We start from the raw sequence: 13281 nt of genomic DNA on the forward strand, positions 1-13281 counted from the left end.
TCCCGTTGCGGTTGCGGATCGGCCCGGGCGCGGTGTCGCCGATTTTGGTGGGTTCCTACAAACGGCCCCGGCGCGACGTGGCGGGTGCGATCATTCCGATGTCCCCCGTCCTCCGGGGAAGGTGGGGTGTGCGGGCGGACGTGTGCCGCGAACCCGGCGCGTCCGCTCTCGTCACCGCGATTACCCGACGCGAGAAGCAGGTTGTGAGGTTTGCCGAGCTTGTTCACCCGCATCGCCATCGTCAACCGGGGTGAGGCCGCGATGCGGCTGATCCGCGCCGTTCGCGAGCTCAACGCCGAGGACGGCGGAGGCCGCGAGACGATCGCCTTCCACACCGACGTGGACCGCAGCGCCACGTTCGTGCGCGAGGCCGACCGCGCCTATCGCCTCGGTGCCGCGGCCGACCGTCCCTATCTGGACCTGGAGGTTCTCGAGCGGGCGCTGGTCGAGTCCGGCGCGGACGCCGCGTGGGTCGGTTGGGGATTCGTCGCGGAGGATCCGGCGTTCGCGGAGCTGTGCGACCGGCTCGGCGTGGCGTTCGTCGGCCCGTCGGCCGAGGCGATGCGCAAACTCGGCGACAAGATCGGCGCGAAGCTCATCGCCGAGGAGGTCGGCGTTCCCGTCGCCCCCTGGAGCCGTGGCTCGGTCGACAGTCTCGACGGCGCGCTCGAGGCCGCCGAGAACATCGGCTACCCGTTGATGCTCAAGGCGACCGCAGGTGGCGGGGGACGCGGCATCCGGGTGGTCCGGACCTCCGACGAGTTGGCGGATGCCTACGAACGGACCAGCTCGGAGGCCGAGCGCGCGTTCGGCAGCGGCGTGGTGTTCCTGGAGCGGCTCGTCACGGGTGCGCGGCACGTCGAGGTGCAGGTCATCGCCGACGGACAGGGCACCGCGTGGGCGCTCGGCGTCCGGGACTGTTCCGTCCAGCGGCGCAACCAGAAGGTCATCGAGGAGTCCTCGTCGGTGCGGCTCGACGCCGAGCAGGTGGCCGAGCTCAAGGCGTCGGCGGAACGTCTGGCCTCGGCCGTGGGCTACCGCGGCGCCGCGACGGTCGAGTTCCTCTACCACCCCGGCGAGCGGCTGCTGGCGTTCCTCGAGGTCAACACCCGGCTGCAGGTCGAACACCCGATCACCGAGGCCACGACCGCGTTCGACCTCGTCAAGGCGCAGCTGCACGTCGCAGAGGGCGGCGCGCTGACCGGTGAGCGGCCCGAGGAGTCCGGTCACGCCGTGGAGGCCAGGCTCAACGCCGAGGACCCCGACCGCGACTTCGCTCCCGCACCGGGACGCATCGCGTTGCTGAGCCTCCCGAGCGGACCCGGCGTGCGGGTCGACACGGGGGTGGGCACGGGCGACGAGATTCCCGCCGACTTCGACTCCATGATCGCGAAGATCATCGCCTACGGGCGCACGCGGGACGAGGCTCTCGCCCGCCTGCGCCGCGCGGTGCGCGACACGACCGTGCTGATCGAGGGCGGCGCGACCAACAAGAGCTTCCTGCTCGACCTGCTCGACGCACCCGAGGTGATCGACGGCACCGCCGACACCGGCTGGATCGACCGGGTCCGCGCCGAGGGCAGGCTCGCCTCGCACCGGCACGCGGGCATCGCGCTGGCCGCGGCGGCCATCGAGGCCTACGAGGAAGGGGAACAGGCCGAGCAGCAGCGGCTTCTGACGACCGCCCACGGCGGGCGGCCGCAGGTGCGCCTGCAGGGCGCCGACATCTCGGCGCAGGTCGACCTGAAGCTGCGCGGTGCCGGCTACCGCGTGGCGGTGTCCCGCACCGGACCGGGACGGTTCCGCATCGCCATCGACGGCGCGGGCACGGCGCCGCCGTTCGATGCCGAGCTCGACCGGTTCGACGAGAGCAGCGGCCAGCTCACCGTGCACGGGCGGCGGTACCGCCTCGTGACCGGAACCCACGGCCCGGTGCACCTGGTCGAGGTCGACGGTGTGACGCACCGCGTGAGCAGGGACGAGGGTGGCGTCGTGCGCTCGCCCGCGCCCGCACTCGTCGTGGCCACGCCGCTCGAGATCGGCGACGAGGTCGAATCCGGCGCGCCGGTGCTGGTGCTCGAGAGCATGAAGATGGAGACCGTGCTGCGAGCCCCGTTCCGGGGAAGGCTCGTGGCCAGGCCGGTCGCCGTCGGCAGCCAGGTGGAGGCAGGCGCGCCCCTGCTGCGTCTCGAACCGATCGGCGATGACGCGGACGCCGCGGGAGGCTCCGAATCCGGCCCCGCGGTCGACCTCGAACTGCCGTCGCCCCCGCCCGAACAGCCCGCCGCCGAACGCGTCGCCTGCGGTCTGGACCAGTTGCGCTGGCGGCTGCTCGGTTTCGACGTCGGGCCGGAGGGCGAAGGACGGACGACGTCGGCCTATCTGAAGGCACGCGACCAGCTCGTGGCCGACGGCCACCGTCCGCTGGAGGCCGAGGTCAATCTCGTGCGGGTGTTCGCCGACCTGTGCGAGCTGACCCGCAACCGGCCCGGCGAGGCCGACGGCGACGAGACCGGCGGCACGGCGGTGCACAGCGCGCGGGAGTACTTCCACACCTACCTGCAGAGCCTCGACACCGAACGGGCCGGGCTGTCGGAGGGATTCCTCGAGCGGCTCCGGCGCGTACTGGGCCACTACGGCATCACCGACCTCGACCGGACTCCGCAGCTCGAGCAGGCGGTGTTCCGGATCTTCGTGGCCCAGCAGCGACTCGCGGCCGACGCGAGCGTCGTGACGACCGTGCTGCAGCAGTGGCTCACCGAGCCCGCACCGCCGACGTCGGTCCAGCTCACCGTCGGCGAGGCGCTGGAACACCTGGTCATGGCCACCCAGCTGCGTTTCCCTGTCGTCACCGATCTGGCGCGCACGCTCGTATTCCGCTGGTTCGGGCAGCCGATGTTCCGCAGGAACCGCGCCGAGAGCTACACCGCGGTACGCAAGCATCTGCGCTATCTCGACGAGCACCCGGACGCGCAGGACCGCGAGGAGCGGATCGCGGCGATGGTGGCCACACCCGAGCCGCTCGTGCGGGTGCTGGCACAGCGGATCGGCAGGCCGGGCGCCGACCATCGGCCGATGCTCGAGGTGCTCGCCAAGCGGTACTACCACCCGCGGCGGCTGCACGGCTTCCGCAGCGAGCGGCGCGACGGATTCGACTGCGCCACGGCCGAGTACGTTCCGGACGGCGGGACCTACCGGCTGGTCAGTACCGCCTCCGACATCGCGCGGCTCGGTGACGCGCTCGGCGCGCTGACCGCCGTGGCCGGCGACGAGGCCGCGGCCGACCTCGTCGCCGACGTCTACGTGACGTGGCCGGACCAGCCCGCCGACGCCGATGCCATGGCCGAACGGCTGGGACAGCTGTTGCGCAGCTCGCCGTTGCCGGAGCGCACGGTGCGGGTGACCGCGAGCGTCGCCGGCCGCAGCGGCTCGGCGATGCACCACCACTTCACGTTCACCGCGGACGGGGGAGCCCTCACCGAGGACCGCCTGATCCGGGGACTGCACCCGATGATCGCGCAGCGGCTGCAGCTCGCGCGGTGGCGCAACTTCGACCTCACGCGGCTTCCCTCCGCCGACGAGGAGGTCTACCTCTACCGCTGCGTGGCCACCGAGAACACCGCCGACGAGCGGCTGCTGGCCATGGCGCAGGTGCGTGACCTGACGCCGTTGAAGGACGACGAGACCGGCCGCATCCTGGCGCTGCCGGACGTCGAGAACACTCTCGAGGCGTGTGTCGCGGCCATCCGCGCCGAGCAGGCGCGCAGGCCCGTGAAGAAGCGCCTCGACACCAACCGCATCCTGCTGTACGTGTGGCCGCCGAACCGGTTGACCGTCGACGAGTTGCAGTCGATCGCCCGCCGCGTGCTGCCGACCACGTTCGGGGCCGGTCTGGAGGAGGTCCTGCTCGTCGGGCGCAGGCCGGACGAGGAGACCGGCGAGCTCACCGACATCGCGGTGCGCATCTCGGCCGACGTCGGCTCCGGCGTGCGGGTCTCGGTGACGGCGCCGCCGTCGGAGGAGATCCGCCCGCTCGACGACTACGGGCAGAAGGTGCTGCGCGCCCGCAGGCGCGGGGCGGCCTACCCGTACGAGCTGACCGGCATGCTCGCCGGCGGCGAGGGCAGTTTCACCGAGTACGACCTCGACGCCGACGGCGTGTTGGTCCCCGTCGACCGCCCCCGGGGCGGCAACACCGCGGGCATCGTGGTGGGCGTGGTGACCACGCCGACGGTGCGTTACCCCGAGGGCGTCACGCGGGTCGTGCTCCTCGGCGATCCCACGAAATCGTTGGGCTCACTGTCCGAACCGGAGTGTGCACGGGTGATCGCCGCACTGGATCTGGCCGAGCGGATGGACGTGCCCGTCGAGTGGTTCGCGCTGTCCGCGGGCGCACGGATCGCCATGGACTCGGGCACCGAGAACATGGACTGGGTCGCCGCGGCACTCAAGCGCATCGTCGAGTTCACGCAGTCCGGCCGTGAGATCAACATCGTGGTCGCGGGCATCACCGTCGGCGCCCAGCCGTACTGGAACGCCGAGGCCACGATGCTCATGCACACCAAGGGAATCCTGGTGATGACACCGGATTCGGCGATGGTGCTGACCGGCAAGCAGTCGCTGGACTTCTCCGGCGGCGTTTCGGCCGAGGACAACTTCGGCATCGGCGGGTACGACCGCGTGATGGGGCCGAACGGACAGGCGCAGTACTGGGCCGCCGACCTCGCCGGTGCCAGGGACGTGCTCATGGCGCACTACGACCACACCTACGTGGTGCCGGGCGAGTCGGGCCCGCGGGTGGTCGACACCGCCGACCCCGTCGACCGGGACGTCACCGGGTTCCCGCACCACGTCGCCGGCAGCGAGTTCACCACCGTGGGCGAGATCTTCTCGGCCGAGGCCAACCCCGACCGGAAGAAGCCGTTCGACATCCGCACCGTGATGCGCGCACTGTCCGATCAGGACCACCCGGTGCTCGAACGCTGGGCGGGGATGGCCGACGCGGAGACCGCGGTCGTGCAGGACGTGCATCTCGGCGGCAGGCCGGTGTGCCTGCTGGGGATCGAGTCGCGGCCGGTGCCGCGGCGCGGGTTCCCCCCGACCGACGGTCCCGACACCTACACGGCGGGAACGTTGTTCCCGCGGTCGTCGAAGAAGGCGGCCAGGGCCATCAACGCCACGAGTGGCAACCGCCCGCTCGTCGTGCTGGCCAATCTGTCCGGGTTCGACGGTTCGCCCGAGTCGATGCGCAAGCTCCAGCTGGAGTACGGCGCCGAGATCGGCCGCGCGATCGTCAACTTCGACGGACCGATCGTGTTCTGCGTGATCTCGCGCTACCACGGCGGCGCGTTCGTGGTGTTCTCGAAGGCGTTGAACCCGAACATGACGGTGCTGGCCGTCGAGGGGTCGTACGCGTCGGTGCTCGGCGGAGCCCCGGCCGCGGCGGTGGTGTTCTCCGGTGACGTCAACGCCCGGACCGCCGCCGACCCGCGGGTGCAGGAGGCGCAGCGGCGGGTGGACGAGGCCGACGGGGCCGAGCGTGCGGCCTCGAGTGCCGCGTTGGCCGACGTCCGGGCGGAGGTGCGCTCGGAGAAGCTCGGCGAGGTGGCCGCGGAGTTCGACGGCATCCACAGCATTCAGCGCGCGGTGCAGGTCGGCTCGGTCGACGCGGTGATCAGCCCGGAGCAGCTTCGGCCCGCGATCATCGAGGCGATCGAGCGGACGCTCGCCTGACGAACCGTATGCGAAGGGCCCGGGGACCCCGGCAGCAACCGGGTCCCCGGGCCCTTCGGCGTCGACGGTGGGCGGCTCAGGCGTGCTGTGCCGGCTCGGCCTCGTGCTCGCCGTCGGTCTCGCCTGCCAGCCGGTTGATGCGGCGTTCCTCGCGGATCGAGCGCACCGCGGCGGTGAGGGCGACGGCCCACAGCACGACCACCGCGGCCAGCACGGCGACGATCAGGCCGGACGAGGCGTCGAAGGACGACAGCAGCGTTCGGGTGTTGGTGAACACGATCAGCCCGCCCGCGGCGGCACCGAGGAGCCGCGGTGGCAGCTTCCGCACGAGCCACGCGGCGAAGGGCGCGGCGATGATCCCGCCGATCATCAGCCCCGCGACGACCGTGTAGTTCATCCCGTCCTCGTGGGACAGGGCCACGAGGAAGCCCGCGCTGGCGGCCAGGGCCACGATGAACTCCGAGGTGTCGACCGAGCCGACGACCTTGCGCGGTTCGAGCCGGCCCGACGACAGCAGGGTCGTGGTGGCCACGGGACCCCAGCCGCCACCGCCGCTGGCGTCGACGAAACCGGCGACCACCCCCAGGGGTGCCAGGAACCGAGCGCCGGGTCGCTTGGCCGTGATGAGGCTGCCGAGGGTGAGGAACGCGAAGCGGATCAGCACGTACAGCCCGAGCAGCAGCAGGATGGTGGAGATCCACACCTCGGCCGACGAGGTCGCCAGCGACGTGAGGACGTAGGCCCCGAGGACGGCGCCGACCGCGCCGGGCAACGCGAGGGTGCCGACGACGCGCCAGTCGACGTTGCGCATCTTCCAGTGGGACAGACCGGACGCCAGGGACGTGCCCACCTCGGCGAGGTGCACCGCCGCGGACGCCACCGCGGGTGCGGTGCCCGCAGCCAGGAGCGTCGTCGTCGCGGTGACGCCGAAGGCCATACCGAGCGATCCGTCGACCATTTGGGCCAGGAATCCGGCCAGACCGAACAACAGAAGTGTTTGCATGCCGACCTCGGTCAATCAAGGGGTCAATCAGGGGTCAATCAAAGGGTCAATCAGGGTGTTCGAAGGGTCGAAGACTCCAGGCGGAGAATGACGATTCCCGGAAATGTGCGGTTTCGGGTGTGGCCGCCGCGAGATCAGCGAGAAAACACGCGCCGGTCACGGCCCTCGATCGTGACACAGTATTCCGCCGCCGGTCCACCGGGACTCGCATTCCGGGATCGTGGCCGAACACACATTCTTGCTAACTAGGTGAAAAGAAGATTTTTAACGACGAGAAAAGAAACCCCTGCCTGTTCCGGGCCGTGGGAAGTCGGGTGAGATGGTCGGCGGCGTCGTAGTGTTCCGGGCGAGACGAAAGTGAGGCATGCGAGTGGGTAGGCAGCTACCGGCGTCGGTCCGGGACGTCCCGGGTGCGGGCGGAGTCAGGGAGTCGAACGCCGCGGCGGTGCTCGCCGCGGCACGGACCGACGGTCCGCTGTCGCGAGCGGAGATCGCGCGGCTGACGGGGCTGAGCATGCCGACGGTGAGCAGGCAGGTCGCCACCCTCACCGACCTCGACCTCCTGCGTGAGGCCCCGGAGAACGCCACCGGGGGAGGGATCGGCAGGCCCACGGTGCCGGTGCGGCTCAACGACGACGTCATCGCCGCCTGCGGTGTGCACATCGGGATCGTGACCACCACCTACGGACTGACCAACCTGTCCGGCGAGCTGCTCGGCAGCGAACGGATCCCCACGCCGAAAGGCTCGGCCGAGGACGTGCTGCGCGCGATCGGCGACGAGGTGAGCACGTTTCTCGCCGAGTGGCCGCAGCGCCGCATCATCGGCGTCGGGCTGGCCATCGGTGGTCAGGTGGAGGCCGAGCACGGGTTGCTCGAGCACGGACCGCTGGGATGGCACGGTGTGCCGGCCAAGGCGCTGCTCGAGGAGGTGACCGGTCTGCCGGTGCACCTGGACGGGCACGTGCCCGCCATGGCGACCGCCGAGCTGCTGTTCGGCGTGTCCGGGCGGGCGTCGAGCTCGCTGTACTTCTACGCCCGCGAGATGGTGGGTGTCGCGATCGCGGTCGACGGTGTCCTGCACCGCGGGCCCGGGCAGTCGGGCAGCATCGCGCACCTGCCGATCGGCAGCGACGTGGTCTGCGACTGCGGCCGCACCGGCTGCCTCGAGGCGACCGTCGCCGAGCGGGCCGTCGTCGAACGTGCCAGGAAGGCCGGAGTCACCGGCGGCACCGAGCTGCGCGACCTCGTGGAGGCCGCCGAGTCCGACCCCGCGGCCGCGGAGATCCTCGCCGAGCGGGCGAGAGCGCTCGGGCGCGCGATCGCGATGACCCGCGATCTGGTGAATCCCGAACTGGTCGTGCTGGGTGGCCAGGCGATCACCGAAGCGCCCGAATATCTCGACACGGTGCTCGACGAATTCGCCGCCAACACCGTTCTGCCAGGAAAAGATCTGGTCGTGATGACGCAATTCGGGCGAAACGTTCAGGCCATGGCCGCGTGCACGGGGCTGCTCACCCAGTTGTACGACCACCCGTTGTCGATGTTGGGCGCCGACTCGCTGCGCGACTGACCGGAGCCCGTTTCTCGGCGGCGCTGACCGGCGCTGATCGGCGCTGTCCACTGCGGACCGGCCGGGAGGCGCTGCGCGCCGCGGTGATCTGTCCGCACGCGCTTCGGATCGCGGGACGGCCGCCGCGCATCGACAATCGAGCGGGACCGGCAGTCGATGCGTGGAAGGGAAGTGCGACATGGCCAGAGCCTCGGTCGCCGATCAGTTCATCGAGGTACTGGTACAGGCCGGAGTGTCTCGCATCTACGGGGTGGTCGGGGACAGCCTGAACCCGATCGTCGACGCGGTGCGCCGCACGGCCGGGATCGAATGGGTGCACGTGCGCAACGAGGAGGCCGGGGCGTTCGCCGCGGCGGCCGAGGCGCAGCTGACGGGGAAGCTCGCCGTGTGCGCCGGCAGCTGCGGGCCCGGCAACACGCACCTGGTGCAGGGCCTCTACGACGCCCACCGCAGCGGCGCACCCGTGCTGGCGCTCGCCTCGCACATCCCGTCGAGCCAGATCGGCACGGGCTTCTTCCAGGAGACCCATCCCGAACGGCTCTTCGTCGACTGCAGTGGGTACTGCGAGACGATCAGTACGCCGGAACAGGTGCCGCGCGTACCCCGCATCGCGATCCAGCACGCTCTCGCAGGCGGCGGGGTGTCGGTGCTGGTGATGCCGGGCGACGTCGCACACCACGACGCCGCGGGACCCACGGGGCGGAGCACGTTCATCACCGAACGCGCGGTGGCCGTGCCTCCCCGCGGGCAGGTCGAGGCTCTGGCCGAGGCCCTGAACCGAGCGCGGACCGTGACGCTGTTCTGCGGGGCAGGTGTCGCGGGCGCCCACCGCGAGGTGATGGAACTCGCCGAGCGGGTGCACGCACCGGTCGGGCATTCGTTGCGTGGCAAGGAATGGGTGCAGTACGACAACCCCTACGACGTCGGCATGAGCGGACTGCTCGGCTACGGGGCGTGCTATCGCGCGACGCAGGACGCCGACCTGCTGGTGCTGCTGGGCACCGACTTCCCCTACGACGGGTTCCTGCCGCTGGAACGCACCGTGCAGGTGGACCACGACGCCGGCAGGCTCGGCAGGCGCACGCCGCTCGAGCTCGGCGTGCACGGCGACGTCGGGGAGACGCTGCGGGCCGTGCTGCCGCTCGTGGAACAGAAGACCGACCGCCGCTTCCTCGACGACATGCTGCGCGAACACTGCCGCTCACTGGAGACGGTGGTCGACGCCTACACCAAGGACGTCGGGGACCGCACGCCGATCCACCCGGAGTACGTCGCCGACGTGCTGGACGACCTGGCCGCCGACGACGCCGTGTTCACCGTCGACACCGGGATGTGCAACGTGTGGGCGGCGCGCTATCTCACCCCCAACGGGCGCAGGCGGGTCATCGGGTCGTTCCTGCACGGCACGATGGCCAACGCGCTGCCGCACGCGGTCGGGGCGCAGCTGGCGTATCCGGACCGGCAGGTCGTGTCGATGTCCGGCGACGGCGGTCTGGCCATGCTCCTCGGGGAACTGCTCACCGTCCGGCTGCACGACCTGCCGGTGAAGATCGTGCTGTTCAACAACGCCTCGCTCGGCATGGTGAAACTGGAGATGCTGGTCGAAGGCCTGCCCGACCACGAGACCGACCACGCAGGCGTGGACTACGCCGCGATCGCCGAGGGCGCGGGCATTCCGGCCGTCCGGGTCACCGATCCCGGTCAGGTGCGCACCGCGCTGGCCGACGCCCTCGCGGCGCCGGGTCCGGCACTCGTCGACGTGGTCACCGACCCGAACGCGCTGTCGATGCCCCCGCACATTACCGCGCAGCAGATGAAGGGTTTCGCGCTGGCGGCGAGCAAGGTCGTGCTGGGCGGCGGCGTCGGCAAGATGGTCGAGCTGGCCCGGTCGAACCTGCGCAACATCCCGCGTCCCTAGTTCCTGGTTCGGACCGCGAGCCCGGCGGTGCACCCCGCCGCCGGGCTCGGGCGGCGGGTGCAGGCTGATTGCGGACCGGTCCTGTCCGCAATCAGCCGTAGCGTCCCTCGCAGAGCACCGGATGCGAAGGGACACCCGCGATGACGAACAGCAACCCGACGAAGACCAACCCGACGAACACAGCAGCGACGACAGCAGTGATGACACCGCCGGCAGCATCGCCGTCCCGGCGGGAACGCGACGACCTGGCGGGACTGCTCGAGCGGCAGCGCTCGTTCCTGCGCTACACCACGGCCGGCCTCGACGACGACCGGGCGACGCGGCGCACCACCGTGAGCGAACTGACGCTCGCCGGACTCGTCAAGCACGTCGCCGCCACCGAACGCGCGTGGATCGCCTTCGCCGGCGGCGACACCGCGGCCGTGTCGCCCGAGGGCGCCGAGCGCTGGGCCGACGAGTTCCGCATGCTGCCCGGCGAAACACTCGCCGGGCTGCTCGAGGCCTACGCCGACACGGCGCGCGCCACCGAGCGTTTCCTTGCCACCGCCGAGCTGGACGCGACCCACCCGTTGCCCGAGGCGCCGTGGTTCGAACCGGGTTCCCGGTGGTCGGTGCGGCAGGTCCTGCTGCACATCGCGGTCGAGACCGCCCAGCACGCGGGGCACGCCGACATCATCCGCGAGTCGCTCGACGGTCAGCGCACGATGGGCTGACCGGCCTGCGGGTACGGCGGCCTCAGGCGGGCTGGCGATGCAGCAGGGCGACGACCTCCTCGTCGGTCACCGGCCGGAAGTCGCGGTACCAGTTGCCCACCGCGCGCATCCACACCCGCGGATTGGGGCACACCGTGTGGTCGGTCGAGGAGGCCAGTTCCTCCAGCACGTCGGCGGGAGCCACGGGCACCGCCAACGTCAGCCACCGCGCGCCGCGCGTGGCGACCGAACGCAGCGCCGCGCGCGTCGTCGCACCCGTGGCCACCCCGTCGTCGACGACGACCACGGAGCGGTCACGCAGTGTCGCGGGCGGGCGGTTCCGGCGGAGCAGTGCCGCCGTCCGTTCGAGTTCCGGGAACGCGCGGGCGGCCGCCTCGTCGACGTCGGCGGGACCCAGCCGGCGTTGGCGCATCACGTCGGGGTTGGTGACGACGGTCCCGCCCTCGGCGATCGCGCCGAGGGCCAGCTCCGGATCGCGGGGCACACCGAGTTTGCGCACCGGGATGATGTCCAGGTCGCCGCCGATGGTGTCGGCGACCTCGCGTGCGACGACCACGCCACCGCGCGGAAGGCCGAGCACCAGCGGCCGCTGACCGTCGAGGTAGCGGAGGCGGGCGGCCAGCTCGCGGCCGGCGTCGCGGCGATCGGCGAACTCCATCGCAGGCTCCGTGCATGGGGGTGACTGCACCGTCCAGGATGCGCGCGCCGGCGCCGGGTGTAAACCGTGGTGTCAGGCGGAGGGGTAGCGCTCCTCGTGCACGACGGCATCGAGCGGCAGCCGCTCCCGCCAGCCGTGGCGTTCCAGGTCGGGGGTCTGCTCGAGGTGGGTCACGGGGCCGAGGCACAGCCAGGCGACCGGCCGCACGCGCTCGGGAATCCCCAGCAGCTCCCTCAGCACCGGCTCGCGGTAGAAGCTCACCCAGCCGACGCCGAGGCCCTCGGCGGTCGCCGCGAGCCACAGGTTCTGGATGGCGAGGCAGACCGAGTACAGGCCCGCGTCGGCGATCGCGTGCCGTCCGAGCACGGCGGGGGAGCCGCGGTCGGGGTCGTAGGTGACCACGACCGACAGCGTCGATTCGAGGATGCCCTCGACCTTGATCCGGGAGAACGTCTCCGCGCGCTCGCCGGACAGACTGCCTGCGAACGTGTCCCGCTCGGCGACGACGTGGTCGCGGAACGCCGTGCGGGTCGCGCGGTCGCGGACGAGGACGAAGTCCCACGGCTGGCTCAGCCCGACGCTCGGGGCTGCGTGCGCGGCCCCCAGCACGCGGCGCAGCACCTGCTCGTCGACCGGTTCGCCGGTGAACTGGCCGCGGACGTCCCTGCGCCGCCCGCACAGTGCGTAGAAGTCCTCGGCCAGCGTTCGCGGGCTCACCATTCGCGGTTCTTCAGCCCGACGAGCACCCGGTCGGCGAGTGCGGGGTCGACCGAGGGCGGCGCCTCGGGCGAGGCCGCCGCGGCCTCCGGCGGCAGGTTCCGCCGCTCCCCGCGGTGCGGGAGGCGGACCTGGGTCGCCGACATCCCGGGCGGCAGCGGCACCTCGCACCACACCAGCTTGCCGCGGCCCTGCACCGGCATCGCACCCGTACGCCTGCCCTCGATGACCGGCGCGTCGTCGTGGGCGTGGGCGAGCTGGTCGTCCTCGACCTCGATGACGAGACAGTCGCCCTTGAGCCGCAGCCGCACGCTGACGAACCCGGTCCTGCCGTCGGCGTGATCGAGCACGTTCTGCACGAGGGTCCGCACAGCCTCGCTCGTGGTCTCGCGCAGCATCGGCAGTTGCCACTCGCTCAGCGAGAACTCGACGAACATCGCCGCGCAGTTCAGGGCGCTGGGCACGGCGACGAGCCGGATGTCGTCGACCTGTGCGGTGTGGGTGCTCACTCGTGATCCTTCCGCGCCGCGTGCCTCTGGGTCCTCACCGGCCGACCGCCGCCGGCACGGCGGGGTCCGCATCTTGCCAAAGCGCCGGGCTCGGCCGGAGTGCGGCCCGAGCCCGTGGGCCGGGTCGCATGTGCGCGGGTGCCGATCACGGCGTGGTGGCGGCCCCCGACTGCGCGCCTGTGCCCTGCCTCGGACGAGCAACACTCTAGGTGTGATCTGTGCGGCAGTACATGGGTCACGCACCGTGATCCATGTCCCACGGACGGGTGTACGCGGCGCTTTTCGTCGCACGTGAGAGTAGGCGATCACGCGGCGCGTCGAACCGGGGACTGCTTGTGGACATCGCGAGGGCCTTCTGCTTGCATAGGCGTCCGTTGGTCGGGGGAGATACGGCCGAATCCGAGGCCCGTACGCGACTCAAGAAAGTGTGGACACCAATGGCGAGGCGGGCGAAAGCGCG

8 protein-coding genes are annotated in these 13281 nt (G+C 71.4%); 4 read left to right on the forward strand and 4 right to left on the reverse strand.

The features are described from left to right. Positions 1–219: 219 nt before the first annotated feature. A complete protein-coding gene (locus IF64_RS0114270; RefSeq protein ID WP_030532593.1) occupies positions 220–5733 on the forward strand; it encodes an ATP-binding protein in 5514 nt (1837 codons plus the stop codon). A gap of 76 nt (positions 5734–5809) precedes the next feature. Here the strand turns inward: IF64_RS0114270 and IF64_RS0114275 are convergent, their stop codons facing one another. Then, positions 5810–6736 (reverse strand): sulfite exporter TauE/SafE family protein, encoded by a 927-nt coding sequence (locus IF64_RS0114275; RefSeq protein WP_030532594.1) that lies wholly within the window; start codon positions 6734–6736, stop codon positions 5810–5812. 364 nt (positions 6737–7100) lie between these two features. Here IF64_RS0114275 and IF64_RS0114280 point away from each other — a divergent pair, with 364 nt between their 5' ends. The 3 genes from IF64_RS0114280 (at position 7101) to IF64_RS0114295 (ending at position 10937) form a co-directional block, all read left to right on the forward strand. Beyond that, positions 7101–8306, forward strand: a complete 1206-nt coding sequence (locus tag IF64_RS0114280) for an ROK family transcriptional regulator (protein ID WP_051757858.1) — start codon at positions 7101–7103, stop codon at positions 8304–8306. Between the two features lie 178 nt (positions 8307–8484). Continuing rightward, on the forward strand, positions 8485–10224 hold the full coding sequence (locus tag IF64_RS0114285; RefSeq protein WP_030532596.1) for a pyruvate dehydrogenase: 1740 nt from the start codon (positions 8485–8487) through the stop codon (positions 10222–10224). Between the two features lie 200 nt (positions 10225–10424). Further along, complete coding sequence (locus IF64_RS0114295) at positions 10425–10937, forward strand: DinB family protein (protein ID WP_030532597.1); 513 nt, start codon at positions 10425–10427, stop codon at positions 10935–10937. A gap of 22 nt (positions 10938–10959) precedes the next feature. Here the strand turns inward: IF64_RS0114295 and IF64_RS0114300 are convergent, their stop codons facing one another. The 3 genes from IF64_RS0114300 to IF64_RS0114310 form a co-directional block, all read right to left on the reverse strand. Beyond that, on the reverse strand, positions 10960–11595 hold the full coding sequence (locus IF64_RS0114300) for a phosphoribosyltransferase (protein WP_030532598.1): 636 nt from the start codon (positions 11593–11595) through the stop codon (positions 10960–10962). A 72-nt stretch (positions 11596–11667) separates the two neighbouring features. After that, entirely contained in the window at positions 11668–12315 is a 648-nt protein-coding gene (gene bluB, locus IF64_RS0114305) for a 5,6-dimethylbenzimidazole synthase (protein ID WP_030532599.1), read from the reverse strand. Beyond that, a complete protein-coding gene (locus tag IF64_RS0114310; RefSeq protein WP_030532600.1) occupies positions 12309–12821 on the reverse strand; it encodes an ATP-binding protein in 513 nt (170 codons plus the stop codon). The genes bluB and IF64_RS0114310 overlap by 7 nt, the downstream gene beginning before the upstream one ends. Between the last annotated feature and the right edge of the window lie 460 nt (positions 12822–13281).

Origin of the sequence: Prauserella rugosa (assembly GCF_000719975.1) — a bacterium.
In the GTDB taxonomy this organism is placed as follows: Bacteria; Actinomycetota; Actinomycetes; order Mycobacteriales; family Pseudonocardiaceae; genus Prauserella; species Prauserella rugosa.